Here is a 24,813-nt window from a genome sequence, read left to right as displayed (position 1 = left end):
GGCCATGCGCATCCACATCGCCGCCGATCACGCCGGATACGAGCTCAAGGAGCACCTCAAGGCCCACCTGGGGGAGGGCGGGCACGAGGTCGTGGACCACGGGGCCCACGAGTACGACGCTCAGGACGACTACCCGTCGTTCTGCATCGCCGCCGCGGAGGCGGTCCGGGCGCAGTCGGACACGCTGGGCATCGTCATCGGCGGCTCCGGCAATGGGGAGCAGCTCGCGGCGAACCGGGTGACCGGCATCCGCGCGGCGCTCATCTGGTCCGAGGAGACGGCGCGCCTGGCACGCCAGCACAACGACGCTCAGGTGGGCTCCATCGGTGCCCGGATGCACTCGCTCGACGAGGCAGCGGCGATCGCCGATGCGTTCGTGAGCGAGCCCTTCAGCGGTGACGAGCGTCACCAGCGCCGCATCGACGAGATGACGCGCTACGAGCAGCAGCGCTGACGCCGCGCCCGGCAGCCGCTGAGAGCCGGCGAGGCTAGAAGTCCCAGTTGGTCAGCGGCGCGACGGGAGACATCATCGCGACGGCAAGCTCGCGTGCCTGGCCGGGCGCGTTCTCGCGGATGAGCCCCGCGGCGGTCAGCGACTCGAGGCTGGTGCCGCCCAGGTAGACCGTGGCGAGGTCGCGCACGTCCATCTCGAGGTCCGCCGTCGCTCCCTCCGCGCGGGTGACCGTGGCATCGGCCCCGTCCACGACGATGCGCCACGTGCCCGCGTTGTCGGGAACGTGCTTGTCGGTGAGGGAGAAGGTCACGTCGCAGTCGTGGAAGTACTCCCGGGACTGCAGCGCGGTGGGCACGTCGAGCAGGCGGATCCACAGGTTGTCGATCACTTTGGACCGAGCGCCGCGGGCGTCCTTGAGCTGGTACAGCAGCGGGTCGTCGGTCGCCAGGTTCTCCGTGTGCGTGGTGCCCACGAGGTCGAAGTCCGTGAGGGTCTGCCACAGGCGCTGCGAGGCCGCCGGGGTGAGCGATCCGTGCTCGCGCACCTGGCACACGCCGTCGTGGATGCCGAGCTCGGAGTCCGGCTTGCGGCGGAAGAAGGCGTAGGCGACGGGCTCGCCGCGGTCCTCGACGATCGCGAGGCGCCACTTCTCGTAGCCGTGGCGGTTGCCCACCGGGTCGGTGAAGCGTGCGTTCCTGCCCGATCCCACGGGGTTCAGGATGGTGCCGGGACGGGTGAGCTTCGCCTGCAGGTCGGCGACCAGCTGGTCGTGCGCAGCGAAGTCGGCGCGCTCGAGGCGCACCGTGAGCTCGTCCGCGCCCTCGACCTTCCACATGCGCGGGCCGCGCGGGATCGACGCCTTGACCGTCTGCGAGCCCATGCCGTATCCGAACCGCGCGTAGATCTCCGCCTCCATCGCGTACAGCGCGCTCACGGCCTCGCCGCGCTCGATGCAGCGGCGGAAGTGGTCGTGCATCATCTCGGTCATCAGGCCGCGCCGGCGGTGAGACGGGTGGACGCCCAGCCACGACAGACCGGCGGTGGGCACCCGCCTGCCGCCGGGCGTGATCATCTCCGTGCCGAAGCTCGCGTGGACGGCGGCGATCTCTCCCACCTCACCGCGGCGCTCGTCCGTGACCTCGAGCCCTCGGGCTCGCTCGGTGGGCAGTGCATCGATGTAGTCCTGGCGGTCCTCGATGAGCCACTCGCCCACGAAGGCCCACTGCACTACCTGGAAGAACTCGTCCAGACGGCCCTCGGGAACGGAGATGGACTGGTAACCCTCTGCCTTCTTCATGTGTCCAGACTTTCAGGTTTCTTGACGATGACCAAACCTTGTGCACGTCGCCACACGGTGGAATGCGGCCGATGCGCGGGTGCGCACCGCGTCAGAAGTTGAGATTGGCGACCGGCTTCACGTCCGAGCTGAGCGCGCGCGACAGAGCCTGCACCGCGCCCACGCGGTGCTCGGTCACGAGTCCCGCCGCGGCGAGCGCCGCGAGCGTGGGGCCGCCCAGGTAGGTCGCGCCGAGGTCCTGGATCCCCACGGTGACCTCGGGGTCGTCGTCGCTGCGGTCCACGGTGGCAGCGCCGTCCACCGCGCGGATGCGCCACGTGCCCGCGTTGTCCGGCAGCACGGAGTCCTCGACGGCGACGGTCACATCGCAGTCCGTCGACCATCCGCGTCCCTCGAGCGCACCCTTGACGTCGAGGATGCGCAGCCAGAGGTTGTCGTAGGAGCCCATCTTCGCTCCGCGCGGCTCCTTCAGCAGGTGCACCAGGGGGTCATCGTGGGCGAACTTGTCCGCCTGGGTCGCTGACATCAGGTCGAAGTCCACGAGCACGGACCACAGCCGGTGGGACGCTGCCGCGTCGAGCGCCGCCCAGCACCGCACCCGCACCTTGCCGTCGGCGCCCGCGTCGTTCCAGGACTCCTTGCGCTGGAACAGCGCGTAGGCCACGGGCGCATCGCCGTCGCGGATGGTGAGGATCCTGAGCTCCTCCGCACCCTCGCGCTCGTGCTCCAGGTCGAGGAACAGGTCCGCGACGTACTCGTCGGTGAGCGTCGTGGTGGTGCCGGGCCGGGTCATGCGCGACTGCACGGTGCGCACCACCTCCGCGTCACGCTCGGCGTCGGCTGAGTCGAGAGTCACCGTGAGCGCGTCCGAGCCGGGGACGTCCCGCAGCTGCGCGCCCCGGGACAGCTCCATGCGCAGCGCGGGCGCCGCGAGGCCGTATCCGAAGCGCTGGTAGATGGGGGTCTCCGCGGCATACAGGGTGGAGATCACCTCGCCACGCGCCAGCGAGCGCGAGAAGTGGTCGGTCATCATCGCGCGCAGCAGACCGCGTCGACGGTGCCCCTGGTGGACCGCGACCCAGGTGAGCCCGGCGGTGGGGACGGTACGACCGCCCGGGACGCAGGTGGTGAACGGGAACGACGCGTGGACCGCGGCGAGGGAGCCTGCTGGGCCACGGGCCGAGTCCGTCACCTCGACGGCGCGTGCGCGATCGAACGGGATGATGCGGTCGATGAACTGCGCGTCCTTGGCAGGCACCGTGAACGCGAACGCGAAGCCCGCGACGTGGAGCAGGTCCTGGGCGCGGTCGCGAGCAGGGGAGACGAGGCGATAGCCGTCGGGAATGGTCACGCCACGATTCTCGCACCGCCGCGGTGCGGCGCGCGCGGTGGACGCGGCGTCAGGCCGCGCGCGCCTCGTCGATGCGCGCCCGCAGCCGCTCGTACTCGACCTTGATGCAGTGGTTCTGGATCACATCCATGCCGGCCGCGCGGGCGCGGGCGGCGGACTCCTCGTCGACCACGCCCAGCTGCAGCCACAGCGCGGCCGCGCCCACGTCGATGGCCTCGTCGGCGACGGGCGGGACGTGCTCCGAGCGTCGGAACACGTCGACGATGTCGGGGACCACGGGAAGGTCGTCAAGAGAGTCGTAGAAGCCGTGCCCGCGGATCTCCTGCCCCTCGGCCATAGGGTTCACGAGGTAGATCTCGAACGGCGTGCGGTTCATCAGCCAGGTCGCGATCGCGTAGGAGGTGCGGTGGTCGCTGGGCGACGCTCCCACCACGGCCACCGAGCGTGCCCGGGTCAACAGCTCGACCAGCGCGTCGTCTCCCGGCAGGTGCGACGCGGAGGGGGCGGGGCAGACCTCGCCGGACAGGTCTCCTGGCATCTCGATGCTCATACCTTCGGAACGTACCGCCGCGCCGAATATTCCAGAAATCGGCCGTGGAGAGCCGAGCGCGCACCAGCGCCGTCCGGCGGGAATGACCGTGCGGTCGCTCCGGTTGACACAGCCGTCGATGGATCCCGAGAAGAACAGGAGCCTCCCATCATGACGAGCAACGAGTCGCCGCAGATCGGCATCGAGGACACGGATCTCAAGGAGATCAACTCCGGCCTCGCGAAGGTGCTGGCGGACACGTTCACGCTGTACCTCAAGACGCACGGCTACCACTGGAACGTCACGGGCCCGCACTTCCGCTCCCTGCACCTGATGTTCGAGGAGCAGTACAACGCCCTGTTCGCCGCCTCCGACGACCTCGCGGAGCGCATGCGTGCCCTCGGTGACACCGCGCCCGGGTCGATGGCGGAGATGCTCGAGCTGTCGAGCCTCAAGGACCACGAGCCCACGGACGACGCACTCGAGATGGTGCGCATCCTGCAGCGCGACCACGAGTCGATCGCCGCGACCATTCGCCCGCTGTCGGTGGCGGCCGACGAGGCAGGTGACGGCGCCACTGCGGACCTGTACAACGCACGCCTCGACTTCCACGAGGAGAGCGCGTGGATGCTGCGCGCCTTCGCCTCCTGACCGGCGCTGGGCTCCGGCGCGGCGGTCATGGCCGTCACAGCGAGAAGGTATCCTTGAAGCAGTGACCGCCGAGGCACGGATCCCTCGTGGAGCCAGCCCGCGGTCCGAAGTGTCCCACCCCCCTGGGACCCGCCCCCTTCGTGGGGCCGCGACCCCCGCCACCCCCCCGGCGGGGGTCGCACTTCGTGTGGGACCGGTCTCCGGTCCGTGACGCCGATGGGCCCGGCACCGTGAGGTGCCGGGCCCATCGCTGCTTCCCGGGTGGGGCGCGGTGCGGGTCAGATCCAGTACATCGCGGGCTCGCGCTGCTCCAGCTCCTGAGGTGCCGCGTCGAGGTCCGGGTGACGGTGCGAGTCGCCGGCGTCGACGGCGGATGCGGCGGTGCCGGCCTCGCGCTCGTTCGGGTGGTCCCGCACCTTGGCGGGAATCCCCACCGCGGTCGCGCCGTCGGGGATGTCCTTCACCACCACGGCGTTGGCGCCGATGCGCGCATCGCTTCCGATGTGCACCGGCCCGAGCACCTTGGCGCCGGCGCCGATCACCACGCGGTCGCCCACGGTGGGGTGACGCTTCCCGGGGCTCATCGTGACGCCGCCCAGGTTGATGCCGTTGAACATCAGCACGTCGTTGCCGATCACCGCGGTCTCGCCGATGACGACGCCCATGCCGTGGTCGATGAACACGCGCCGGCCGATGGTCGCGCCGGGGTGGATCTCGATCCCGGTCTGGCGACGTGCGTACTGCGACCAGAGACGTCCGTAGGACTTGAGCCCATGGGTCCACAGCCAGTGCGCCACTCGGTGGTGCCACATGGCGTGGACGCCCTGGTACGACAGGGCGATCACCAGCCGCGAGCGCGCCGCGGGGTCGCGGTGCATCGCGGTGTTGATGTCCTCGATCGCCAGAGCGAGCGGACCCTTGCGGTCAGTCATGCGGGGACGGCCTCTCGTGGTGGGCGGATCAGTCCATCAGGTCGGCGTAGAGCACCGACGACAGGTAGCGCTCGCCGAAGGACGGGATGATCGTGACGATGGTCTTGCCGGCGTTCTCGGGGCGCTTGGCCACCTGGATCGCCGCGTGGATCGCCGCGCCGGAGGAGATGCCGACCAGCAGGCCCTCCTTGCGGGCCGCTGCGCGAGCGGTGGCGACCGACGTCTCGGAGTCCACGTCGATGACCTCGTCGTAGATCTCGGTGTTGAGCACCTCGGGGACGAAGTTCGCACCGATGCCCTGGATCTTGTGCGGGCCGGGCTCGCCGCCGTTGAGGATGGGCGACTCCGCTGGCTCGACGGCGATGATCTGGATCGAGGGCTTGCGGGCCTTGAGGACCTCGCCCACGCCGGTGATGGTGCCGCCCGTTCCGATGCCGGCCACGACGATGTCGACCTCGCCGTCGGTGTCGTTCCAGATCTCCTCGGCGGTGGTGCGGCGGTGGATCTCCGGGTTGGCCTCGTTGGCGAACTGGCGGGCCAGGATCGATCCGGGCCGCTCCTCAGCGATCGCGTTGGCGGCCTCGACGGCGCCCTTCATGCCGGCGGGACCGGGGGTGAGGATGAGCTCGGCGCCGAACGCGCGCAGCAGTGCGCGACGCTCCTTGGACATGGTCTCCGGCATCGCGAGCACCACCTTGTAGCCGCGAGCCGCACCCACCATCGCGAGCGCGATGCCGGTGTTGCCGGAGGTGGCCTCGACGATGGTGCCGCCGGGCTTCAGCGAGCCGTCCTTCTCTGCAGCATCGACGATCGCGACGCCCAGGCGGTCCTTGACCGAGTTGGCGGGGTTGTAGAACTCGAGCTTGCCGAGCACCGTGGCGTCGATGCCCTCGGTGAGGGCGTTGATCTTGACCAGGGGGGTGTTGCCGATGAGGGCGGTGGCGTCCTCGTAGATCTTTGCCATGGATCCTTTTCCTTCGCTGGGTGGGGGCTCCCGCACGGGAGCGTGTCCGGGTGAACAACACGGGTGTATCGGGTTTCGATACCGGGGCGAGCGCTGGCGGGCTGCCGGCCGTGCGGCCGGGGGCGCGTCAGCGCTCTACAGACAGCAGCAGCTGATGCACATGCAGGAGGTCTCGCACATCAGCGGGGCAGGGGAGAACGGCGCGCGTGCGCGGCTCTCGATGCTCATCTCGCTGACCTTTCCGTGCGGACTCGGCCAGCGTAGCGCCGATGCGCGGGCAGGGGCAAGATTCGGCGACGGCGGTCGCTCCCGGCCCCGGGTGCCGGGGCACGAAAGGTGACGAACGCGGACGAACCCGGTCGCGCCTCGGCCGGAGGGAGCCGATTCCCGCACGCGCAGCCGTGGAGAGGACTACCCTGAGCCCCACGACATCGATGTCGAAGGAGGGGTGTGATGGCGCCTGCAGCAGTGCATGTGAAGAGAGAGATCATGGCCGAGCCGGAGGCGGTGTGGCGAGTGATCACCGACCTCGACCACGCGCCCAAGGTGCTCACGAACATCGTGAAGGTCGAGCGCCTCGAGGGCGAGGGCTACGACGTGGGCGTCCGGTGGCGGGAGACGCGTCGGATGTTCGGCAAGGAGGAGTCCGAGGACATGTGGGTGACCGAGGCCGTCGCTCCCCGCACGACGACGATCGCGGCCGAGTCCCGCGGCACCAGCTACTCGACGGTGTTCCGCTGCGAGCCCAGCTCGCTCGGGACCACGCTGCACATCGACTTCTCCGCACAGACAGCCGATGCAGGCATGGGTCAGCGCCTGGCCATGGCGGTGTTCGGCAAGGCTGGCATGAAGGCCACGGAGAAGGTGCTCAAGCAGGACCTCGAGGACATCGCCAAGGCCGCCGAGGCCATGAGGAGGAGGTAGGCGTGGAGTGGCTGTCGTTCGACGGCGTCCCGTGGCTGGGATTCGGTCTCGCCTTCGTCGCCACGTTCGTCCTGGGCTGGTTCTGGTACTCCCCGCAGGGCTTCTTCAAGCCGTGGCAGAAGGCCGTGGGCTTCACGGACGAGGACATGAAGCAGGCCAACATGGGCCTCGCCTTCGGCCAGATGGTCGTGGGCAACCTCCTGGGCCTGCTGGTGCTCGTGGCGCTGCTTCTGGCGCTGGGGATCGACTCCTGGTGGGCCGCCGCCGGCACGGGCGCGGTGCTGGGCCTGGCGCTGCGTGGCGGTGCGCATCTCCTCCATGACGGCTTCGCGCTGCGCGGTCTCGTCGCGACGTGGATCGACGTCGCGCACGACACCCTCGCGCTCGCCGTCTCGGGTCTGCTGATCGGTCTGTTCCTGTAGCGTCCCGCGCGCCGTGTGGCCCGTCCGACACGGAAAGTGCTGGTATTGCGGCCCGACGTGAGACAGGATGAGGAGGGTGGTCGTCACCCGACGGTCACGCCACCGAGGACGATGGCGCCGGTGCTTCCTCTCAGCGCACCGGGGTATCTCGGGAGCGGCGGCAACGCCGTCCGCCCGGGCATCGTCCCTGCACCAAGGGAGCACACGATGGACAAGTGGAAGATCATGAGCAACAGCCGAGTCGTCCGTGCGACGGCCGGTGCTAGCACCCTCGTCGCGGCTGCGGTCGTGGTGGGCGCTGGGTGGAAGTGGGCTTGACCCCACGCTCTCGCAGGGGCGGTCTGCGGGCTTCGGCCGGCGGACCGTCCCTGCGGATCCCCCTCTACTTGACCGCCGTCATCGCGACGGGCTTCGCGGCGGTCGCCGTGGTGCTCGTGCTCACCCCCTGGGCCGAGCTCTCCTCCGCCGTGTCCGTGGGGCCGGCACTGTTCCTCGTGGTCGCCGCCGTGGTGGGCGAGCTGCGCCCGGTGCGGTTCGTGTCCGCCCACTCGGAGGCGCGCACGCTCACCACCTCCGCGCCGTTCGTCCTGGCGCTGATCCCCGTCGCGGGCGTGGGAGTCGCGCTGATCGCGCAGCTGGTGGCGAGCGCGGTCGATGACATCCGCGCTCGCCGGCCGCTTCCCAAGTCGCTCTTCAACGCCGCGCAGTACGGGATCAGCATCTCGAGCGCCGCGATCGTGTTCTCGCAGCTGTCCAGCACCGCGCCGCTCGGCATCGCGACACCCCTGTCGCCTGGCGACGTGGGCGCGCTGCTGCTGGGCGGCCTCGTGATGATCGCCCTCAACTGGATCCTGGTCGCGATCATCGTGTCGCTGTCCAGCGGCGTGCCGCTGCGCAGCATCCTGGGCGGCGACACCCGGGTCTTCATCGTCACCAACCTCGTGCTGCTCAGCGTGGGCGGCATCGCCGCGGACGTGGCCGCCGACGGCGTGTGGGCGCTGACGCTGCTCGCCGCGCCCGTGGTGGCGGCCCACATCTTCGCCGCCACGGCGGCGCGACACGCGCACGACGCGACCCATGACTCGCTCACGGGCCTGGCCAATCGCGGCCAGCTGTACCGGGACCTCGAGCGCACGCTCAGCGCGCCGTCGACCCGCGCCTGTGGCCCGGCGCTGGTGCTGATCGACCTCGATCACTTCAAGGACTTCAACGACACGCTGGGACACCCCGTGGGCGACACGATCCTGCGCACCGTCGCGGACCGCCTGGTGGGAGCCGCTCCGCTCGGCGCCACCGTGCATCGGCTGGGCGGGGACGAGTTCGCCGTGGTGGTGTGTGCGGACATCGATGCCGCGGGTGGCGTGGCGCGTGAGCTCCTGCATTCCCTGGAGGAGCCGCTGCACGTCGAGAGCCTCGAGCTGCTGGTGCGCGCGAGTGCCGGGCTTGCCGTCGCGCCTGAGCATGGCGACGATGTCGAGACGCTGATGAAGAATGCGGACATCGCGCTCTACCACGCGAAGCTGGAGCGCGACCGGATCAGCACCTATGCGACCGAGTACGACATCAACACGGTCGAGCGGCTGCAGCTGCTCGCGGATCTGCACGCGGCGCTCGACGCCGGTCAGCTGCGTGTGGTGTACCAGCCGCAGTTCGACCTGGCGGACCGCAGCGTCGTGGCGGTGGAGGCGCTGCTGCGGTGGGACCACCCGGACCGCGGAGCGGTGGCGCCCGACGACTTCGTGCCGCTCGCGGAGAACTCCGGGCTGATCTTCCCCTTGACCGCGTACGTGCTCGACGCCGCGCTCGCGCAGGAGGCGCGGTGGCGCCAGGCAGGCCACGACGTGCGCATCGCGGTGAACCTCTCCGCGCGGCACCTGTCCGATCTCGCGCTCTCGGGGCAGGTCTCCGCCGCTCTCGATCGCCATGCGGTCCCCGCGTCGTCGCTGGTCCTCGAGGTCACGGAGACGGGGATCCTGTCCGACCCCGCCCGCGCGGACGTGGTGATCAAGGCCGTTCGCGCCCTCGGGGTCGCGATCGCGATCGACGACTACGGCACCGGCAACGCGTCGCTGAGCTACCTCAAGCGTCTCGAGATCGACGAGCTCAAGGTGGACCGGTCCTTCGTGAGCAACATCAGCAGCGACGACCACGACCTCATCATCGTGCGCTCCACCATCGACCTGGCCCTCGCGCTCGGGCTGCGCGTGGTCGCCGAGGGCATCGAGGACGCGGAGACCGAGGAGGCGCTCCGAGCGCTGGGCCGCGTGATCGGCCAGGGCCACCACCTGGGCCATCCGGTCGAGGCCCAGGAGATCGACGCGCTGCTCGCGTCCGAGCGAGCCCCAGCGCGTCTTCCGACGGAGCGCTGAGCCATGCTGGTGCTCGCGTTCTGCCTGATCGCCGTGCTGTCTCCGCTCGTGGCGGGCCGCTGGCCTGCGGGGCTGCTGCTGCGGCGGTGGCGCTGGCCCGTGCTGGTCTGGGCGGCGCTGGGCATCCAGATCATCATCATCGAGTTCGGCGCCCCGTCCGGGTGGGCCCCCGTCCTGCATGTGAGCACCTACGTGCTGGCGATCGCGTTCGTGTGGCTCAACCGCAGGGTCGCCGGCGTGCTGGTGGTGGGTGCCGGGGCCTTGCTCAACGGCGTCACCATCGCGATCAATGGCGGGGTGCTGCCGGCCCGCCCCGCGGCGGTGGAGGCGGCAGGCATCGACGCCGACCACGCGTTTGTCAATGCCGGGGTGGTCGAGGATCCGCTGCTGCCGTGGCTGGGCGACTGGTTCGCGTGGCCCGAGCCGTTGCCGCTGGCCAACACGTTCAGCATCGGCGACGTGCTGATCGTCGTGGGCGTGGGGATCGCGGCATGGAACGGTGCGCAGCGCATCGGCCGCTCGCGCTCCGACAAGGTGGAGCGGGTGACGGGAATCGAACCCGCGTAATCAGTTTGGAAGACTGAGGCTCTACCATTGAGCTACACCCGCACTGCCGCTTGCGCGGCGCGTACTAGAGTAGCCGAGCCCGGCACGTGTCGGGAACCGCGCGCGCCGATGCGCGTGCGGACGGGGTGTAGCGCAGCTTGGTAGCGCATCTGCTTTGGGAGCAGAGGGTCGCAGGTTCAAATCCTGTCACCCCGACGGGACGGCCGCCTGTGGCGCGAGCGCCACGGGCTACGCGCAGACGCGAGCCTCGCGCCCGCCGAACGCGACGATGTCGCCGATCGCGAGCTGGCGGCCCCGGCGCTCGTCGACCTCGCCGTTCACGCGCACGGCCGATGCGCGGACGGCCTCCTTGGCCTCGCCGCCGGAGTCGACGAGACCGGCGAGCTGGAGGAACTGACCCAGGCGAATGCCGCTGTCGCCGATCGAGACGTCGGTGATGGAGTGGGAGGCAGCCATCCGGTCATGCTAGCCCGGCGGCGAGCTGCGGGACGGTGCAGCAACCGGGGACCGGTGCTGGAGCTACGGAACCGTGTGACCGGCGGCGCGGAACATCTCGTACCACTCGGATCGCGTGAGGACCACGTCCGCGCCCTGCGCAGCCGCCTCGACGCGCGCCGGAGTGGTGGTCCCCAGCACCACCTGCATCTGAGCGGGGTGGCGCGTGAGCCACGCGACCGCGATCGCCTCCACCGGCACCTCGTGCTCCTGAGCGAGGCGGTCCATGACCGCGTTGAGCTCCGCGTAGTGCTCGTTCCCGATGAACGGCCCGTCGAAGAAGCGCGACTGGAACGGCGACCACGCCTGCAGCGTGATGTCGTTCAGGCGGCAGTAGTCCACCATCCCGTTGTCCCGGTCGATCGACTGGTCCAGGTCGCCCATGTTCGCCGCCACGCCGCTCGCGACCGCCGGCGCGTGGGTGACGGACATCTGGATCTGGTTGGCCACCAGCGGCTGGCGCACCGAGCGGCGCAGCAGCTCGATCTGGCCGGGCGTGTGGTTCGACACCCCGAAGTGGCGGACCTTGCCGCTCTCGTGGAGCTCGTCGAAGGCGCGCGCGACCTCGTCCGGCTCCACGAGCGCGTCGGGGCGGTGCAGCAGCAGGATGTCCAGGTAGTCCGTGCCGAGCGCCTCGAGCGAGCCCTCGACCTGGCCCACGATGCGCTCGTACGAGAAGTCGAAGTACGGACCCTCGCGGACGATGCCCGCCTTGGTCTGGATGGTCATCGCCTCGCGCTCGCCGGGCGTCAGGCGCAGCGCCTCCGCGAAGCGCCGCTCGCAGCCGTGCATGTCCGCGCCGTAGACATCGGCGTGGTCCATGAAGTCGATCCCGGCATCCAGCGCCGTGCGTACGAGCGTGCGCACCTCGTCGTCGCTCCTGTCTTGGATTCGCATGAGCCCCAGGACCACGGCGGGGACGGTGATCTCGGTTCCTGGCAGGGTGAAGGTCTTCATGGCCGTCCTCTCGGGACATCGGTGTCGGGGCTGTTCTCAGCCTAGGCCGCTGCGCGCGACAGCACGCGCTGGCCCGTCGCCAGGGAAGCAGCCCACCCCTGCCGAGCGTTGCACCACTCGTGACCTCTCCCACCAGCCCCGGCGTCTACCGCGCGCCCATGCGCTCCCGTGACGACGATGTTCCCGATGGTCCCGCGGTGGACAGGGCCCTGAGCCTGGGGCTGTGCGGGCTCGGAGGCCGGCTCGAGGGCTCGCCGGACGCTCTCGAGGACGCGGTGAGCCTCGCCCGCCGTCAGCACGGCGACAGGCTCGCGCAGCGCATCGGCCGCTTCGCCGCCGTCCCCGACGGCACCGAGGTGTGGACGCGCGACGTCGATGGTCTGTATTGGAGAGGCGAGCTCGCCGGCCCCTGGCACTACGACGCCCGGCCGGATGCCGCGGCCGTCGATCTCGTGCACGTGCGGACCTGCCGTTGGGCGGACTCGCCGCTCGAGGAGCCGAGCGTCCCGGACGCGGTGCGGGCCAGCTTCGCCAGGGGCGGCCGCAACTGGCAGCGCATCCGTGCAGCCACGCCTCGCTAGGCGATCCCCTCGCCCACAGCGAAACTGATTGGGCCTGGGCACGCGACCCGACTACACTCGTGGGGTTGCCGTGTGTAGCGGCATGCCCGCACGCGGCCGGACCAGCACCCCCATTTCATCAGGAGCACCTTCGTGACCAGCGCCCTCGAGAAGATCGACGCCACGACCGTCAAGCTGACGGTCACCCTGACCGAGGAGGACCTCAAGCCCTCCATGGACCACGCCTACCAGCACATCGGCGAGCAGGTCCAGATCCCCGGCTTCCGCAAGGGGAAGGTCCCGCCCCGCATCCTCGAGCAGCGCGTGGGCAAGGGCGCCGTCATCGAGCACGCCGTCAACGACGGTCTTCCCGGCTGGTACTCGGCCGCCGTGGACGAGCAGGAGATCCGTCCGTTCGGCCAGCCCGAGGTCGAGGTCGTGAAGATCCCCGGCTCCGAGGAGGGCTTCGAGGGCCTGGAGTTCACCGCCGTCGTGGAGATCCGTCCCGAGGTGACCCTGCCCAAGGCCTCCGACATCACCGTCGAGGTGGACCCGGTCGAGGTCTCCGACGAGGACGTCGAGCAGCGCCTGGACAACCTGCGCGAGCGCTTCGGCTCGCTCAAGTCGGTGGACCGACCCGCAGCAGAGGGCGACTTCGTCACGATCGACCTGGCCGCGAAGCTCGACGGCGCGGACGTCGACACCGTCCAGGGCACGTCCTACCAGGTGGGCTCGGGCAACATGCTCGAGGGCCTGGACGACGCGCTGACCGGCTTGTCCGCGGACGAGGAGACCACGTTCGAGGCGCCGCTGGCCGCAGGCGACCACGCCGGTAAGAACGCCCAGATCACCGTCAAGGTGACCGCCGTCAAGGAGCGCGAGCTCCCCGAGGTGGACGACGACTTCGCGCAGCTCGCGAGCGAGTTCGACACGGTCGACGAGCTCAAGGAGGACCTGCGCTCGCAGGCCGCCCGCATCAAGGCCAACAACCAGGCCGTGCAGGCGCGCGAGAAGCTCATCGAGGCACTGAACGACGCGACCGACTTCGAGCTGCCCAAGAAGGTCATCGAGGACGAGGTCCACTCGCACCTCGAGAACGAGAACCGTCTCGAGGACGACGAGCACCGCGCCGAGGTCACCGAGGAGGCGCACAACGCACTGCGCGCCCAGATCCTCCTCGACCAGCTCGCGGACGACCTCGAGATCGAGGTCGAGCAGAACGAGCTCCTCGACTACCTGCTGAACGCGTCGCGTCAGTACAACATGGACCCCAACACCTTCATCCAGCAGGTCGAGCAGGGCGGCCAGATCCCCGCGATCGTCGCCGAGGTCGCGCGCTCCAAGGCCACCGCCTTCGCGCTGCGCCGCGCCACCATCAAGGACACCGCGGGCAACGCCGTGGACCTGTCCGAGGTGATCGGCTCGCTCGAGGACGAGAAGAAGGACGACGAGCAGATCGACGAGGCGGCCGTGGCCGCCGCCGTCGAGCAGGCCGCCGGCGACACCAAGTAGTCCCCGCCGCGCTCGCGCAGAAGCCCCGTCTCCCGTAAGGGAGGCGGGGCTTCGTGCATGCCGGGATGCGGCCGATGCGCCGGCCGGCTCAGCGAGCGGGAACGCCCGTCACCATGCCGAAGGCCTCGATCTGGATGGAGGCGCCGTCCTCCGTGCACCACGCGGCGGGGTCGTCGCCCGTGCACTCCTCGACGAACGTGCCGAAGATCGCACCGAAGAACACGATCGCGACGATGGTGCCGAGGATGCCCAGGCCCACGAGCACGTAGCCCGTGATGAGGCCCGCGAGGCCGATCCCGCGGTTGTCGGCCTCCCCGCGCTTGACCGCGCTGAGGCTCAGGTGGCCCAGCACGATGCCCGCGATCGCGGTGATGCCCGTGATGAGCCCGGCGAGGGACAGCACCAGCGAGGTGATGCCCATCCAGTTCTTCGCCTGGGCCGGGTTGGGCCCCTGAGGCTGCCCGTACTGCTGCGGCGCGCCGTACTGCGGTGCACCGTACTGAGGCGTCCCGTACTGAGGCGTCCCGTACTGCGGTGCTCCATACTGCGGCGGCTGCGCGTACTGGGGCTGCTGGCCGGTGGGCGGCTGCGGGGCCTCGGCGCCCGGGTCAGAGGGCTGAGCGGCGTTCGGGTCCTGTGGGCTGTTCGTCATGATCGTCTCCTGTGATGGGCGTTCCTGTGCCCACCCCTGACGCTACGTGCGCACCTCACCCAGCGCATCGGCCGCATGCCTGATCCGAGTCGAGTCCGGGTGAGGGTTGCCCCGGAGGCACTACCCCTAGTAGGTGGTCTCGGCGGACACGAGCACGGCGAAGAACACGACGTACGCCGCGACCACCAGCAGGCCTATCCCCAGGAACACGTAGCCCGTGATCAGCCCCGCCAGGCTGAGCCCGCGGTTGTTGGCCTCGCCGTTCTTGGCGGCGTTCAGTCCGAGGTGGCCGAACACGATGCCTGCGATGCAGCCGATCCCCGTGACGATGGTCGACAACGACGCGACGAGTGACACGATGCCCATCCAGTTCTTCTGCGTGCGCGGGTCAGGCCCGTAGTAGCCCTGCTGGTAGGGCGGCGGCGGGTACTGCTGCATGGCGTAGGGCACCTGGCCGGGAGGCGGAGGCGGCGGGGTGTCGTGCTGCGGGCCGGCCTCCCCGCTCGGGGAGCTCCATTCGTGCGCGTCCTGGTGGGGCGTCCGCGCGAACGGATCCTCTGGCGGCGTGGTCACGGGTTCCTCCTCACAGGGCGGGTCCTCGGCCCGCCGACACCCAGACCCTAGCGTCAACCACGGCGGCCGGACCAGACCGCCCCGCCCCCGCATCGGCCGTTCACCCGGTAGCGAAATGGCGCCGGAACTGGCATGAAGCGCCAGCGTGCGCCGTTAGGTTTGACACATGAGATCCACGCACGAGAGGACTGACGTGAGCGACACGATCACCGCCCGCGGCGACGCCGGAGGGATGGGCCTGAGCGACTCCATCTTCAACCGGCTGCTGCGCGAGCGCATCATCTGGCTGGGGGACGAGGTTCGCGACGACAACGCGAACGCCATCTGCGCGCAGATGATGCTCCTCGCGGCCGAGGACCCTGACAAGGACATCTACCTGTACATCAACAGCCCCGGCGGCTCGATCACCGCGGGCATGGCGATCTACGACACCATGCAGTACATCAAGCCGGACGTCGCGACCGTGGCGATGGGCATGGCGGCGTCGATGGGGCAGTTCCTGCTGTCCTCCGGCGCCCCGGGCAAGCGCTTCGCGACGCCCCACGCCCGCGTCATGATGCACCAGCCCTCGGGCGGCATCTACGGCACCACCACGGACGTGCGCATCAACGCCGAGCTGATCATGCACATGAAGCGCACCCTCGCGCAGCTGACCGCCGACCAGACCGGCAAGTCGCTCGAGGAGATCACCAAGGACGCGGACCGCGACCGCTGGTTCACCGCGCCCGAGGCCCTCGAGTACGGCTTCGTGGACAAGGTCATCACCCACGCGGCCGAGGCCGGCGACGAGTCCCAGGGAGGCAAGGCATGAGTGAGTTCCAGTACGCGATGGACGCCGCGCGGCGCACCTCCGGATTCGGGGGCGCCGCTCCGGCGGGCCCCTCCTCCCGCTACATCCTGCCCAGCTTCGAGGAGCGCACCGCCTACGGCTTCAAGCGTCAGGACCCCTACGCGAAGCTGTTCGAGGACCGCATCATCTTCCTGGGCGTCCAGATCGACGACGCCTCGGCGGACGACGTCATGGCGCAGCTGCTCGTGCTCGAGTCCCAGGACCCGGACCGCGACATCACGCTGTACATCAACAGCCCCGGCGGCTCCCAGACCGCGCTGACGGCGATCTACGACACCATGCAGTACATCAAGCCCGAGGTGCAGACCGTGTGCCTGGGCCAGGCAGCCTCCGCTGCCGCCGTGCTGCTCGCCGCAGGCTCTCCCGGCAAGCGTCTCGCGCTCCCCAACGCCCGCGTCATGATCCACCAGCCCCGCATCGAGGGTGGTGGCCGTGCGCAGGCCTCGGACATCGAGATCTACGCCGAGGAGATGGTGCGGATGCGCGAGTGGCTGGAGTACACGCTCGCGAAGCACACCGGCCAGGACGCCGAGCGCATCCGTGACGACATCGAGCGCGACCGCTTCCTGTCCGCGCAGGACGCCAAGGACTACGGGCTCGTGGACCAGGTGCTCGAGTCCCGCAAGGGCGTCGACACGGTGGCTCCCGAGGACCGCGCCGCGGCCTCCGCGATCGCCCCGCGCAAGGATGACAAGAGCAAGGACGACAAGGACGACAAGGGCGACAAGTAGCCCCGACGCTCCGCGACCGACGGCCGCTCCCACTCGCGTGGGGGCGGCCGTCGTCGCTCTCCGGCGCGCGATGGTCACCCATCCACCGCGAGGGCCGATGCGAACCTGACGTGTCCGATCGCGACCACTCAGCCGTGGGCGGACGAACGAGGCGGCGCGTCGCCCGACGCGTGTCGGATGGCGTGGGTAGCCTGGGAGAGATGGCTAGCGGCCCGAGGGAGGCCTTGATGACTCGACCGGCGGACAGCGGCGACCTGCTGAAGTGCTCGTTCTGTGGCAAGACGCAGAAGCAGGTGCGCAAGCTCATCGCGGGCGGTGGCGTGTACATCTGCGATGAGTGCATCGAGCTGTGCAACGAGATCATCGAGGAGGAGTTCGCGGAAGCCGCGCAGACCGAGTTCACGGAGCTGCCCAAGCCGCGCGAGATCTACGACTTCCTCGAGCAGTACATCGTGGGCCAGGACCAGGCCAAGCGTGCGCTGTCGGTGGCCGTCTACAACCACTACAAGCGCGTGCGTGCCCAGGAGACCCGGGCCAAGGCGGACGACGACGGCATCGAGATCGCCAAGTCCAACGTGCTGTTCATCGGCCCCACGGGCACCGGCAAGACCTACCTCGCGCAGACTCTCGCGCGCATGCTCAACGTGCCCTTCGCGATCGCGGACGCCACCGCGCTGACCGAGGCGGGCTACGTGGGCGAGGACGTGGAGAACATCCTCCTCAAACTGCTGCAGGCCGCCGACTACGACGTGGACAAGGCCCAGCGCGGGATCATCTACATCGACGAGATCGACAAGGTCGCGCGCAAGGCGGAGAACCCGTCCATCACGCGTGACGTCTCCGGTGAGGGCGTGCAGCAGGCGCTGCTGAAGATCCTCGAGGGCGCGCAGGCATCCGTGCCGCCGCAGGGCGGGCGCAAGCACCCGCACCAGGAGTTCATCCAGATCGACACCACCAACGTGCTGTTCATCCTGGGCGGCGCCTTCGCGGGGCTCGAGGAGATCATCAGCTCGCGCGTGGGACGCAAGGGCATCGGCTTCGGGGCGCAGCTCAAGGAGGCCGACAACTCGGACCTCTTCTCGCACGTCACCCCTGCTGACCTGCACAAGTTCGGGCTCATCCCCGAGTTCATCGGCCGCATGCCGGTGATCGCGACAGTCTCGCCGCTGGACGTCGACGCGATGGTGTCGATCCTGTCCGAGCCCAAGAACGCGCTCGTGAAGCAGTACCAGAAGATGTTCGACCTCGACGGCGTGGAGCTCGAGTTCGACCGCGAGGCCATCGAGGCCATCGCGGAGCAGGCACTCGAGCGCGGCACCGGGGCGCGTGGCCTGCGGGCCATCATGGAGGAGGTCCTCCAGGACACCATGTTCGAGGTGCCCGGCCGCGACGACGTGGGCCGCGTCCGCGTCACCCGCGATGTGGTCATGGACCGCGTCACGCCCGCGTACGAGCTGCGCGAGGTCGAGCAGGAGGAAGGCGCCGCCTAGCCGGCCCGCTCCCGGCCCTCCCGCCCCCACCCACCTGAGCGCGGTATCGGTCCGTCAGTGTCGATCTCACGCTCCGCGTGCGTCCTGGCGGTCAACCACGCCGCGCTGCGAGCACGTCGCGCACGATCTGCCGGCACCAGTGCGGGCGCTCAGTCAGGTCACGGCTCGAGAGCCTGACAGTGAGCACCCCCATGGCGGCGAGGTCCGCGTCCCGGCGGATGTCCCGCACCCGCTGCTCATCGCTGCCGTGCCAGGAGCGGCTGTCCAGCTCGATGGCGGTGCGCGTGAACGGGTCGTACATGTCGAGTGGGTACCGCCGCCCCTCCCGGTCAATCCGGTGCTGACGGATGAAGCAGTCGAACTCCTGGCTGGTGAACACGGTGCGCAGGCTGCGCTCCTCGAGCCAGCTCTCCGCGCCTCGCTCGGCCGCCTCGATGCGGCTCGTGAGCGCGCGGCGGCGGCGAATGCGAGGCATCGTCGCGAGCGCGTGACGCAGCTGCCTCGTCGAGGTCACGCCCCGTGCCACCGCTCCGAACACCACATGCGACTGCTCGCTCGCGGTGAGGTCGCCATACGCCTGCGCGATCGCAAGGGCGGCGGGCGCGACGGACAGACCAGCCACCCGCACGGGCGCGATGGGGTAGGACGCCTGCCGGGCCACGAGCCACTCGGGACAGTGCAGGTGCCGGTCCGGCGGCACCACGAGCTCGACGCCGTCTGGCGTGCTCTCCAGCAGTGTGTGAGCGAACAGAGCGCTGCGTCCGGCGAGCATGGCGCCGCGGCCCGCCCAAGTGAGCGCGGCGTCCACGCGCGCGGCCCACGAGCCCTGATGCTCCCCGGCGACATAGGCATCCGGGAGCAGGCGCACGAGGTCCCCGGTGCGCAGGGCGGTGCGCACGCTCGATGCCGACGACAGGGCGATCAGCTCTGCTCGCGTGAAGGTGCGTGGCTGCTGGCGCGCAGCGGTGAGCGCGTCGCTGTCTGGCATCGCTCGCAGGGTCCGCATGCCAGCGGTCTACCGGTGCCGGCCAGCGCGCCGCAGGTCTGGCGACCCGTGCCCGTGGATGGCAGGGGTCAGGCCGCGGGCTGTGGAGAGCGGACTCGTCGACCGCCAGCGCGCACGCCGGGCCCGCAATCGACCCTGACGGACCGATAGCGCGCTCAGGCCGAGGGAGGGGGCGGGGCGGGCGCGGCTAGTCCGCGAGCACCGCGTTCTCCGTGCGCATCACCGTGGGGTCCGCGATCTCGGACCGCGCACCGTCCTCGGACCAGTCCCCATCCACGTCCGGGTTCAGCGCCGCGACCGCGTCGACAACCTGGAGCGCGCGCACGCGCCCGGCCGCCATGAGGTCCGACTTCGCGGCAGTGACGGCCGCGACCTTGGCCTCCGGCACCAGCAGGTCAACCGACACCAGCTCGGTGCGCTGCGAGACCTTCGCCTCGGACTTGATCTTCCGCAGCGTCGCGAGCGCCTCGCCTGCGGCGTCCACCAGGATCGGGTCCGCAGCGCCCGCGACGGCACGCAGCGGCGCCGCCTGCGGCCATGCGGCGCGGTGCACGGTGCCGGGCCGGAACCAGGACCACACCTCCTCCGTGGCGAACGGCAGCACCGGCGCGAACAGGCGCAGGAACGTCTCGAGTGCGATCGTCAGGGTCGCACGGGCCGATGCGGCGGCCGGGGAGCATGCAGCGAACGGATCGATCGCCTCGCCCGGTGCAGCGCCGTCGTACGCGCGGGTCTTCACCAGCTCGACGTAGTCGTCGCAGAAGGTCCAGAAGTAGGACTCGGCCAGCTCGAGCGCGCGCGTGTGGTCGTAGGACTCGAACGCGGCGGTCGCGCCGTCGACCACGTCCGCCAGGCCCGCCAGCAGCGCGCGGTCCAGGGGCTCGGTGACGGGCGACCCGGTGCCGTCCGCATCGCCGTCGAGCACCCCGCCGGTCACGTGCGCGGTGGCGCGGATGCCGTCCTCGAGCGACGCGTCGGCTGCCGTGGAGATGCCCGTGGCGCCCAGCGCGAACTTCGCGGCGTTGAGCACCTTGTTGGCCAGGCGCCGGCCAATCTTCATCTGGCCCTCGTCGAACGCTGCGTCCGTGCCCAGGCGAGCGGATGCCGCCCAGTAGCGCACCGCGTCGGACCCGTGCTGCTCGAGCAGGCCCATGGGGGTGACCACGTTGCCCTTGGACTTCGACATCTTCTTGCGGTCGGGGTCCAGGATCCAGCCGGAGATCGCGGCGTGCTTCCACGGCAGCTCGCCGTGCTCGAGGTGCGAGCGCACCACGGTGGAGAACAGCCACGTGCGGATGATGTCCTGACCCTGGGGGCGCAGGTCCATGGGGAACACCTTGGCGAACAGAGCCGGGTCGTCTCGCCAGCCGCCCACGATCTGGGGGGTGAGCGAGGACGTCGCCCACGTGTCCATGATGTCCTTCTCGCCGGTGAAGCCGCCGGCCGCGTCGCGCTGGGCCTCGTCGTAGCCGGGAGCGGTGTCGACGGACGGGTCCACAGGGAGGGTGTCCTCGGCCGGCACGATGGGGGAGTCCCACACCGGCTCGCCGTCCGCGTCGAGCGGGTACCACACGGGGATGGGCACGCCGAAGAACCGCTGGCGGGAGATCAGCCAGTCGCCCGTGAGGCCGTTGACCCAGTTCTCGTAGCGCTTGCCCATGTGCGACGGCAGGAAGTCGAGGGCCTCGCCGCGCGCGAGCAGCTCGCCGCGCAACGCCTCGTCGCGGCCGCCGTTGGCGATGTACCACTGGCGGCTGGTGACGATCTCGAGCGGCTTGTCGCCCTTCTCGAAGAACTTCACGGGGTGGGAGATCGAGCGCGGCTCGCCGTCCATCACGTCCGCCTCGACGAGCATCTCGACGATGCGCTGCTGCGCGGAGAACACCGTCTTTCCGGCCAGCTCGGCGTACGCGGTCGAGGCCTCGTCGGACTCCAGTCCGGCCGGCGGCTCGGTACGGAAGCGGCCGTCGCGGCCCAGCACCGAGCGCATGGGCAGCCCCAGCTCTCGCCACCACACCACGTCGGTGACGTCGCCGAACGTGCAGATCATCGCGATGCCGGAGCCCTTGTCGGGCGACGCCAGGCGGTGCGCCACCACGGGCACCTCGACCCCGAACAGCGGCGTGCGCACGTGCTTGCCGAACAGCGGCTGGTAGCGCTCGTCGTCCGGGTGGGCCACGAGGGCCACGCACGCGGGCAGCAGCTCGGGACGGGTGGTCTCGATCCACACGGACTCATAGGAGCCGGTGGCCTCCTCCGCATCGGCCGCCTTCTCGAAGGCCAGGCGGTGGTACGCTCCGGGACGCTCGCGGTCCTCGAGCTCGGCCTGGGCCACGGCGGTGCGGAAGGTGACGTCCCACAGCGTGGGAGCCTCGGCCTGGTAGGCCTCGCCGCGCGCAAGCGAGCGCAGGAACGCCTGCTGCGCGACGGCCTGAGCGTTCGGGGCGATGGTCTGATACGTGCGGGACCAGTCGACGGACAGGCCCAGGTGGCGCCACAGCGCCTCGAACTGCTTCTCGTCCTCCTCGGTGAGACGCTCGCACAGCTCGACGAAGTTGCGTCGCGAGATGGGCTGCTGGTCCGCGGCCTTGATCGACTTGCCCTCGCCGCCCACGTGCGGGGGCTCGAACCCCTCCTCGTACGGCAGGGTGGGGTCGCAGCGGACGCCAAAGTAGTTCTGCACGCGACGCTCGGTGGGCAGGCCGTTGTCGTCCCAGCCCATGGGGTAGAACACCTCGCGGCCGCACATGCGCTGGTAGCGGGCCACCACGTCCGTGTGGGTGTACGAGAACACGTGTCCCACGTGAAGGGATCCCGAGACGGTGGGCGGGGGAGTGTCGATCGAGTAGATCTGCTCGCGATCCTTGGACTCGTCGAAGCGGTAGGTGCCCTGGCTCTGCCAGACCTCGTTCCAGCGGTCCTCGAGTCCGTCGACGGTGGCCTTGTCCGGGATGCGGGAAGTCATGGGGGACATTCTTTCAGAACAGCGCCGATGCGCGGGCACGCGTGGTGCCCGCGCATCGGCTGCGCTGCTGGGTCACACCTCGACGGCCGTGACCACCTCGGTGGGGGTCGTCGATCCTCCGGTCGGCTCGATGCTGACCGCGATCGCGGCGGCGCCGTCGAGGTCCGCGTCCCACACGGCCTCGCTGTCGCCCCCGGCCATGACCGGGCCGGGCACGGGCGCGGAGCCGTCCGCCGGGACCACCCACAGCTGGTAGGTGCGGTCGCCGTCGAGCTCGGGGGTGTCGCCCACGACGGCGACGCCCTCGGTCGCGGAGACGTAGGCGGTCGCCTCGCCCAGGCCCAGCGATGTCTCGACCACGTCGCTCGCGTCCTGGATGCGCTCGATGTCCGCTGCGAGGGTGTTCTCCTCGCCGCCGGTGCCCAGGATGAAGCCCACGCCCACGGCCAGCACCGCGACCACGGCTGCGGCCGCAGCGAGCAGCCGGGTGCCGGGTCCGCGACGGCGGGCCGGCGCGTGGAGCGTCGTGGGCATCGGCTCGGGGGCCGATGCGTGTGCTGCCTTCTGCGGGGCGGGCACCTGCTCCGTGCTGCCCACCGCGGCCGAGACGGCCGCGTCGAGGCGTGCGCGACGCTCGGGCGACAGGGTCGCGTCCAGGATCGCCGGGTCGACCGCGCTGGGCGGCTCCTCGGCGCCGGGCTCCGCGAGCTCGTCGAGCACCACGTCGAAGCTCGCGAGCTCCTCGCGGCACTCGGCGCAGGTCTCGAGGTGGAGTTCGAAGGCGCGTGCCTCGTCCTCGTCGAGGGCGTGGAGGGCGTAGGCCCCCACCATCTCGTGCGGATTCATCGCTGCACCTCCTTCAACGTCTCTCGCAGGCGTGTGAGCCCGTCGCGTATTCGCGTCTTCGCTGTCCCGAGCGGTATCCCGAGATGCTCGGACACCTCGGTATGAGTCTGCCCGCCGTAGTAGGCGAGCTCGATCGCCTCGCGCTGCAGGTCGGACAGCGACGCGAGGGCCGTGCGGATGCGCTCCGATTGCCATTCGCGGAAGTCCACCTCGATGACCACGTCCTGGTCTGCGGGTCGCTCGTCGCGCTCGACCACGGCGGCCTCGGCCTCGATCTGGTCGCGCTGGCGCTGCTCGCGACGCACGCGGTCCACGGCGCGGCGGTGGGCGATCGTCAGGATCCAGGTGCGAGCGCCGCCGCGCGACGCATCGAACTCCGGCGCCTTGCGCCATGCCTCGACCAAGGCCTCCTGGGCGATGTCCTCGGCCATGTCGGGGTCGCGCACCACGCGGACGGCGACGCGCAGCACCTGGTCGACGACCTCGGCGTACACCTGGGCGAACGCCTCGGCGTCGCCGGTTCCGGCCTCGATGAGGAGTCGCGTGAGCCGGTCGCGGCTGGCGGCGGCGGCCTCCTGGCCGGGGGTCGCGTCGGCGTCGACGGCGCGCAGGTGGCGACGGGCCACAGGCTGTCTCCGTTCGTCGCGGGCGGCTGCATGCATGCTGAGCTCCTCCATCGAATCACACCGGACGGCTGGTGCGGTCCGGCGCGCCGCGCGCGCTCTCAGCACGCCCGCGGCGGCGCCGGAGCCAGCAGGGCATGAGCCCTGCCAGTGACGGTTCGCGCGCCGCGCCCACGTGGATGGGTGCGGCGTGCCCCACCTGTGAGAGGCGCTTGATACGCTCGCCCGCGTGAGTGCAGCAAAGGTTCGTCCCGAGTTCCTCAAGGCCCTCGAGGACTTCGACGCGCATGTGGGCGATGCTCTCAAGCCGCGCCTGCGGGAGATGATCCGGCTGCGCTGTTCGCACATCAACGGCTGCTCGTACTGCATCCGGCTGCATTCGGAGCAGCTGGCGACGCTGGGAGGGCGCCCGGAGCTCATCGGCGCACTCGCGCGGCCCGTGAAGCTGATGCGGGAGGACCTGATCAGCGAGGGCGACGCCGCCGCGCTGCGCTTCGCGGAGGTCCTGACGGACTATCCGCGTGGTCTGGAGATCGAGGCGCGCGACGTCGCGGGGGAGTTCTTCACCCAGAAGCAGCTGGGCGCGATCGTCGAGACCGTCGCCGTCATCAACGCCTGGAACCGCGTCACACGCGGGATGGAGTAGCCGCACGCGTTCACCGCGCGCGTCCCACCAGGCAGGAGTAGCGTTCGCGCTATGGTGCGATTCTTCTGGAACCTGCTGGTGACCGTCGTGGCAGCGGCCGTGGGCCTGCTGCTGACCGCCCTGATCCTGGGCGATGACGACTTCGAGATGAATGCGGACGGCTTCCTGGTCGCGCTCATCATCTTCGTGGTGGCGCAGGCGATCCTTTCGCCCTTCATCCTCAAGATGTCCGTGCGTTACGCCAGCGCACTGACCGGCGGCGTGGCGCTCGTGTCCACGTTCGTCGCGCTGCTGCTCGCGAACATCTTCAGCTCTGGCCTCGAGATCAAGACCGCCCTCGGATGGCTCCTGGGCACCCTGCTGGTGTGGCTGCTGAGCGCCCTCGCCGGCTGGATCCTTCCCGCGGTGTTCCTCAAGAACAAGCTGGACGACCGCAAGGGCAGGTAG

26 protein-coding genes and 2 tRNA genes are annotated in these 24,813 nt (G+C 70.2%); 14 read left to right on the top strand and 14 right to left on the bottom strand.

Translation table 11 applies throughout. The features are described 5' to 3' along the window. The first annotated feature begins 4 nt into the window (after positions 1-4). The gene (locus Dac01nite_RS00735; protein ID WP_203652873.1) at positions 5-454 is read left to right on the top strand and encodes a ribose-5-phosphate isomerase; all 450 of its coding nucleotides are present in this window, start codon (positions 5-7) and stop codon (positions 452-454) included. A gap of 34 nt (positions 455-488) precedes the next feature. Here Dac01nite_RS00735 and Dac01nite_RS00730 read toward each other — a convergent pair whose 3' ends face one another. From Dac01nite_RS00730 to Dac01nite_RS00720, 3 genes are all read right to left on the bottom strand, one after another. Continuing rightward, the gene (locus Dac01nite_RS00730) at positions 489-1,751 is read right to left on the bottom strand and encodes a GNAT family N-acetyltransferase (RefSeq protein WP_203652872.1); all 1,263 of its coding nucleotides are present in this window, start codon (positions 1,749-1,751) and stop codon (positions 489-491) included. Between the two features lie 91 nt (positions 1,752-1,842). Further along, the gene (locus tag Dac01nite_RS00725; protein ID WP_203652871.1) at positions 1,843-3,102 is read right to left on the bottom strand and encodes a GNAT family N-acetyltransferase; all 1,260 of its coding nucleotides are present in this window, start codon (positions 3,100-3,102) and stop codon (positions 1,843-1,845) included. A 49-nt stretch (positions 3,103-3,151) separates the two neighbouring features. Beyond that, entirely contained in the window at positions 3,152-3,652 is a 501-nt protein-coding gene (locus Dac01nite_RS00720) for a CoA-binding protein (protein WP_203652870.1), read from the bottom strand. A gap of 150 nt (positions 3,653-3,802) precedes the next feature. Between Dac01nite_RS00720 and Dac01nite_RS00715 the strand changes: the two genes are divergently transcribed. After that, positions 3,803-4,282 (top strand): Dps family protein, encoded by a 480-nt coding sequence (locus Dac01nite_RS00715; RefSeq protein WP_203652869.1) that lies wholly within the window; start codon positions 3,803-3,805, stop codon positions 4,280-4,282. Positions 4,283-4,560: 278 nt separating this feature from the next. Here the strand turns inward: Dac01nite_RS00715 and cysE are convergent, their stop codons facing one another. Together cysE and cysK are read right to left on the bottom strand one after the other, a co-directional pair. Further along, complete coding sequence (gene cysE / locus Dac01nite_RS00710) at positions 4,561-5,214, bottom strand: serine O-acetyltransferase (protein WP_203652868.1); 654 nt, start codon at positions 5,212-5,214, stop codon at positions 4,561-4,563. A 28-nt stretch (positions 5,215-5,242) separates the two neighbouring features. After that, on the bottom strand, positions 5,243-6,178 hold the full coding sequence (cysK, locus tag Dac01nite_RS00705; protein ID WP_203652867.1) for a cysteine synthase A: 936 nt from the start codon (positions 6,176-6,178) through the stop codon (positions 5,243-5,245). Positions 6,179-6,631: 453 nt separating this feature from the next. On the opposite strand from cysK, the gene Dac01nite_RS00700 reads away from it, so the two are divergent. From Dac01nite_RS00700 to Dac01nite_RS00685, 4 genes are all read left to right on the top strand, one after another. Then, a complete protein-coding gene (locus Dac01nite_RS00700) occupies positions 6,632-7,102 on the top strand; it encodes an SRPBCC family protein (RefSeq protein WP_203652866.1) in 471 nt (156 codons plus the stop codon). 2 nt (positions 7,103-7,104) lie between these two features. After that, complete coding sequence (locus Dac01nite_RS00695; RefSeq protein WP_203652865.1) at positions 7,105-7,524, top strand: DUF1761 domain-containing protein; 420 nt, start codon at positions 7,105-7,107, stop codon at positions 7,522-7,524. Between the two features lie 386 nt (positions 7,525-7,910). After that, entirely contained in the window at positions 7,911-9,893 is a 1,983-nt protein-coding gene (locus Dac01nite_RS00690) for a putative bifunctional diguanylate cyclase/phosphodiesterase (RefSeq protein WP_203652864.1), read from the top strand. Positions 9,894-9,896: 3 nt separating this feature from the next. Then, a complete protein-coding gene (locus Dac01nite_RS00685) occupies positions 9,897-10,460 on the top strand; it encodes a DUF5317 domain-containing protein (RefSeq protein ID WP_203652863.1) in 564 nt (187 codons plus the stop codon). Here Dac01nite_RS00685 and Dac01nite_RS00680 read toward each other — a convergent pair. Continuing rightward, positions 10,429-10,502: transfer RNA gene (locus Dac01nite_RS00680), tRNA-Gly, on the bottom strand. The genes Dac01nite_RS00685 and Dac01nite_RS00680 overlap by 32 nt on opposite strands. A gap of 79 nt (positions 10,503-10,581) precedes the next feature. Between Dac01nite_RS00680 and Dac01nite_RS00675 the strand changes: the two genes are divergently transcribed. Further along, positions 10,582-10,655 (top strand) — tRNA-Pro (locus tag Dac01nite_RS00675). A gap of 33 nt (positions 10,656-10,688) precedes the next feature. Here the strand turns inward: Dac01nite_RS00675 and Dac01nite_RS00670 are convergent. Together Dac01nite_RS00670 and Dac01nite_RS00665 are read right to left on the bottom strand one after the other, a co-directional pair. Next, on the bottom strand, positions 10,689-10,916 hold the full coding sequence (locus tag Dac01nite_RS00670; protein WP_203652862.1) for an RNA-binding S4 domain-containing protein: 228 nt from the start codon (positions 10,914-10,916) through the stop codon (positions 10,689-10,691). 63 nt (positions 10,917-10,979) lie between these two features. After that, a complete protein-coding gene (locus Dac01nite_RS00665) occupies positions 10,980-11,912 on the bottom strand; it encodes an aldo/keto reductase (protein WP_203652861.1) in 933 nt (310 codons plus the stop codon). 119 nt (positions 11,913-12,031) lie between these two features. On the opposite strand from Dac01nite_RS00665, the gene Dac01nite_RS00660 reads away from it, so the two are divergent. After that, on the top strand, positions 12,032-12,493 hold the full coding sequence (locus Dac01nite_RS00660) for a GAF domain-containing protein (RefSeq protein WP_239066437.1): 462 nt from the start codon (positions 12,032-12,034) through the stop codon (positions 12,491-12,493). Between the two features lie 132 nt (positions 12,494-12,625). Then, the gene (gene tig / locus Dac01nite_RS00655; RefSeq protein WP_203652860.1) at positions 12,626-13,984 is read left to right on the top strand and encodes a trigger factor; all 1,359 of its coding nucleotides are present in this window, start codon (positions 12,626-12,628) and stop codon (positions 13,982-13,984) included. Between the two features lie 88 nt (positions 13,985-14,072). Here the strand turns inward: tig and Dac01nite_RS00650 are convergent, their stop codons facing one another. Further along, entirely contained in the window at positions 14,073-14,636 is a 564-nt protein-coding gene (locus Dac01nite_RS00650) for a DUF4190 domain-containing protein (protein ID WP_203652859.1), read from the bottom strand. A gap of 126 nt (positions 14,637-14,762) precedes the next feature. Next, positions 14,763-15,209, bottom strand: coding sequence for a DUF4190 domain-containing protein (locus Dac01nite_RS00645; RefSeq protein ID WP_203652858.1), 447 nt, complete (start codon positions 15,207-15,209; stop codon positions 14,763-14,765). A gap of 232 nt (positions 15,210-15,441) precedes the next feature. Here Dac01nite_RS00645 and Dac01nite_RS00640 point away from each other — a divergent pair, with 232 nt between their 5' ends. From Dac01nite_RS00640 to clpX, 3 genes are all read left to right on the top strand, one after another. Continuing rightward, positions 15,442-16,020, top strand: coding sequence for an ATP-dependent Clp protease proteolytic subunit (locus Dac01nite_RS00640; RefSeq protein WP_239066504.1), 579 nt, complete (start codon positions 15,442-15,444; stop codon positions 16,018-16,020). Further along, positions 16,017-16,790: an ATP-dependent Clp protease proteolytic subunit gene (locus Dac01nite_RS00635; protein WP_203652856.1), complete on the top strand. Its 774-nt coding sequence runs from the start codon at positions 16,017-16,019 to the stop codon at positions 16,788-16,790. The genes Dac01nite_RS00640 and Dac01nite_RS00635 overlap by 4 nt, the downstream gene beginning before the upstream one ends. Before the next feature lie 227 nt (positions 16,791-17,017). Continuing rightward, a complete protein-coding gene (clpX, locus tag Dac01nite_RS00630) occupies positions 17,018-18,280 on the top strand; it encodes an ATP-dependent Clp protease ATP-binding subunit ClpX (protein WP_203652855.1) in 1,263 nt (420 codons plus the stop codon). Between the two features lie 91 nt (positions 18,281-18,371). Here the strand turns inward: clpX and Dac01nite_RS00625 are convergent, their stop codons facing one another. From Dac01nite_RS00625 to Dac01nite_RS00610, 4 genes are all read right to left on the bottom strand, one after another. After that, complete coding sequence (locus Dac01nite_RS00625) at positions 18,372-19,268, bottom strand: endonuclease domain-containing protein (protein ID WP_203652854.1); 897 nt, start codon at positions 19,266-19,268, stop codon at positions 18,372-18,374. A gap of 205 nt (positions 19,269-19,473) precedes the next feature. After that, on the bottom strand, positions 19,474-22,260 hold the full coding sequence (gene valS / locus Dac01nite_RS00620) for a valine--tRNA ligase (RefSeq protein WP_203652853.1): 2,787 nt from the start codon (positions 22,258-22,260) through the stop codon (positions 19,474-19,476). Between the two features lie 63 nt (positions 22,261-22,323). Further along, positions 22,324-23,097, bottom strand: coding sequence for an anti-sigma factor (locus Dac01nite_RS00615; RefSeq protein ID WP_203652852.1), 774 nt, complete (start codon positions 23,095-23,097; stop codon positions 22,324-22,326). Then, positions 23,094-23,759, bottom strand: coding sequence for a sigma-70 family RNA polymerase sigma factor (locus Dac01nite_RS00610; protein ID WP_203652851.1), 666 nt, complete (start codon positions 23,757-23,759; stop codon positions 23,094-23,096). Before Dac01nite_RS00610 ends, Dac01nite_RS00615 begins: the two co-directional genes overlap by 4 nt. A gap of 190 nt (positions 23,760-23,949) precedes the next feature. Between Dac01nite_RS00610 and Dac01nite_RS00605 the strand changes: the two genes are divergently transcribed. Continuing rightward, a complete protein-coding gene (locus Dac01nite_RS00605; protein ID WP_203652850.1) occupies positions 23,950-24,366 on the top strand; it encodes a carboxymuconolactone decarboxylase family protein in 417 nt (138 codons plus the stop codon). 51 nt (positions 24,367-24,417) lie between these two features. Further along, entirely contained in the window at positions 24,418-24,813 is a 396-nt protein-coding gene (locus Dac01nite_RS00600; RefSeq protein ID WP_203652849.1) for a phage holin family protein, read from the top strand.

The sequence above is a fragment of the Demequina activiva genome, assembly GCF_016862815.1.
Taxonomy (GTDB): Bacteria; Actinomycetota; Actinomycetes; order Actinomycetales; family Demequinaceae; genus Demequina; species Demequina activiva.
The sequence above is the reverse complement of the archived record's forward strand: the minus strand, read 5'-3'. Positions and strand labels throughout refer to the sequence as shown.

What these genes read in the sequence shown, in the direction of transcription:
- Dac01nite_RS00640 (WP_239066504.1), top strand. Translation starts at nt 15,442, where the DNA reads ATGGGCCTGAGCGACTCCATCTTCAACCGGCTGCTGCGCGAGCGCATC.
- Dac01nite_RS00720 (WP_203652870.1), bottom strand. Translation starts at nt 3,652, where the DNA reads ATGAGCATCGAGATGCCAGGAGACCTGTCCGGCGAGGTCTGCCCCGCC.
- clpX (WP_203652855.1), top strand. Translation starts at nt 17,018, where the DNA reads ATGACTCGACCGGCGGACAGCGGCGACCTGCTGAAGTGCTCGTTCTGT.
- cysE (WP_203652868.1), bottom strand. Translation starts at nt 5,214, where the DNA reads ATGACTGACCGCAAGGGTCCGCTCGCTCTGGCGATCGAGGACATCAAC.
- Dac01nite_RS00600 (WP_203652849.1), top strand. Translation starts at nt 24,418, where the DNA reads ATGGTGCGATTCTTCTGGAACCTGCTGGTGACCGTCGTGGCAGCGGCC.
- Dac01nite_RS00635 (WP_203652856.1), top strand. Translation starts at nt 16,017, where the DNA reads ATGAGTGAGTTCCAGTACGCGATGGACGCCGCGCGGCGCACCTCCGGA.
- Dac01nite_RS00730 (WP_203652872.1), bottom strand. Translation starts at nt 1,751, where the DNA reads ATGAAGAAGGCAGAGGGTTACCAGTCCATCTCCGTTCCCGAGGGCCGT.
- Dac01nite_RS00650 (WP_203652859.1), bottom strand. Translation starts at nt 14,636, where the DNA reads ATGACGAACAGCCCACAGGACCCGAACGCCGCTCAGCCCTCTGACCCG.
- Dac01nite_RS00615 (WP_203652852.1), bottom strand. Translation starts at nt 23,097, where the DNA reads ATGAATCCGCACGAGATGGTGGGGGCCTACGCCCTCCACGCCCTCGAC.
- cysK (WP_203652867.1), bottom strand. Translation starts at nt 6,178, where the DNA reads ATGGCAAAGATCTACGAGGACGCCACCGCCCTCATCGGCAACACCCCC.
- Dac01nite_RS00610 (WP_203652851.1), bottom strand. Translation starts at nt 23,759, where the DNA reads ATGCATGCAGCCGCCCGCGACGAACGGAGACAGCCTGTGGCCCGTCGC.
- valS (WP_203652853.1), bottom strand. Translation starts at nt 22,260, where the DNA reads ATGTCCCCCATGACTTCCCGCATCCCGGACAAGGCCACCGTCGACGGA.
- Dac01nite_RS00685 (WP_203652863.1), top strand. Translation starts at nt 9,897, where the DNA reads ATGCTGGTGCTCGCGTTCTGCCTGATCGCCGTGCTGTCTCCGCTCGTG.
- Dac01nite_RS00670 (WP_203652862.1), bottom strand. Translation starts at nt 10,916, where the DNA reads ATGGCTGCCTCCCACTCCATCACCGACGTCTCGATCGGCGACAGCGGC.
- Dac01nite_RS00715 (WP_203652869.1), top strand. Translation starts at nt 3,803, where the DNA reads ATGACGAGCAACGAGTCGCCGCAGATCGGCATCGAGGACACGGATCTC.
- Dac01nite_RS00625 (WP_203652854.1), bottom strand. Translation starts at nt 19,268, where the DNA reads ATGCCAGACAGCGACGCGCTCACCGCTGCGCGCCAGCAGCCACGCACC.
- Dac01nite_RS00700 (WP_203652866.1), top strand. Translation starts at nt 6,632, where the DNA reads ATGGCGCCTGCAGCAGTGCATGTGAAGAGAGAGATCATGGCCGAGCCG.
- Dac01nite_RS00665 (WP_203652861.1), bottom strand. Translation starts at nt 11,912, where the DNA reads ATGAAGACCTTCACCCTGCCAGGAACCGAGATCACCGTCCCCGCCGTG.
- Dac01nite_RS00735 (WP_203652873.1), top strand. Translation starts at nt 5, where the DNA reads ATGCGCATCCACATCGCCGCCGATCACGCCGGATACGAGCTCAAGGAG.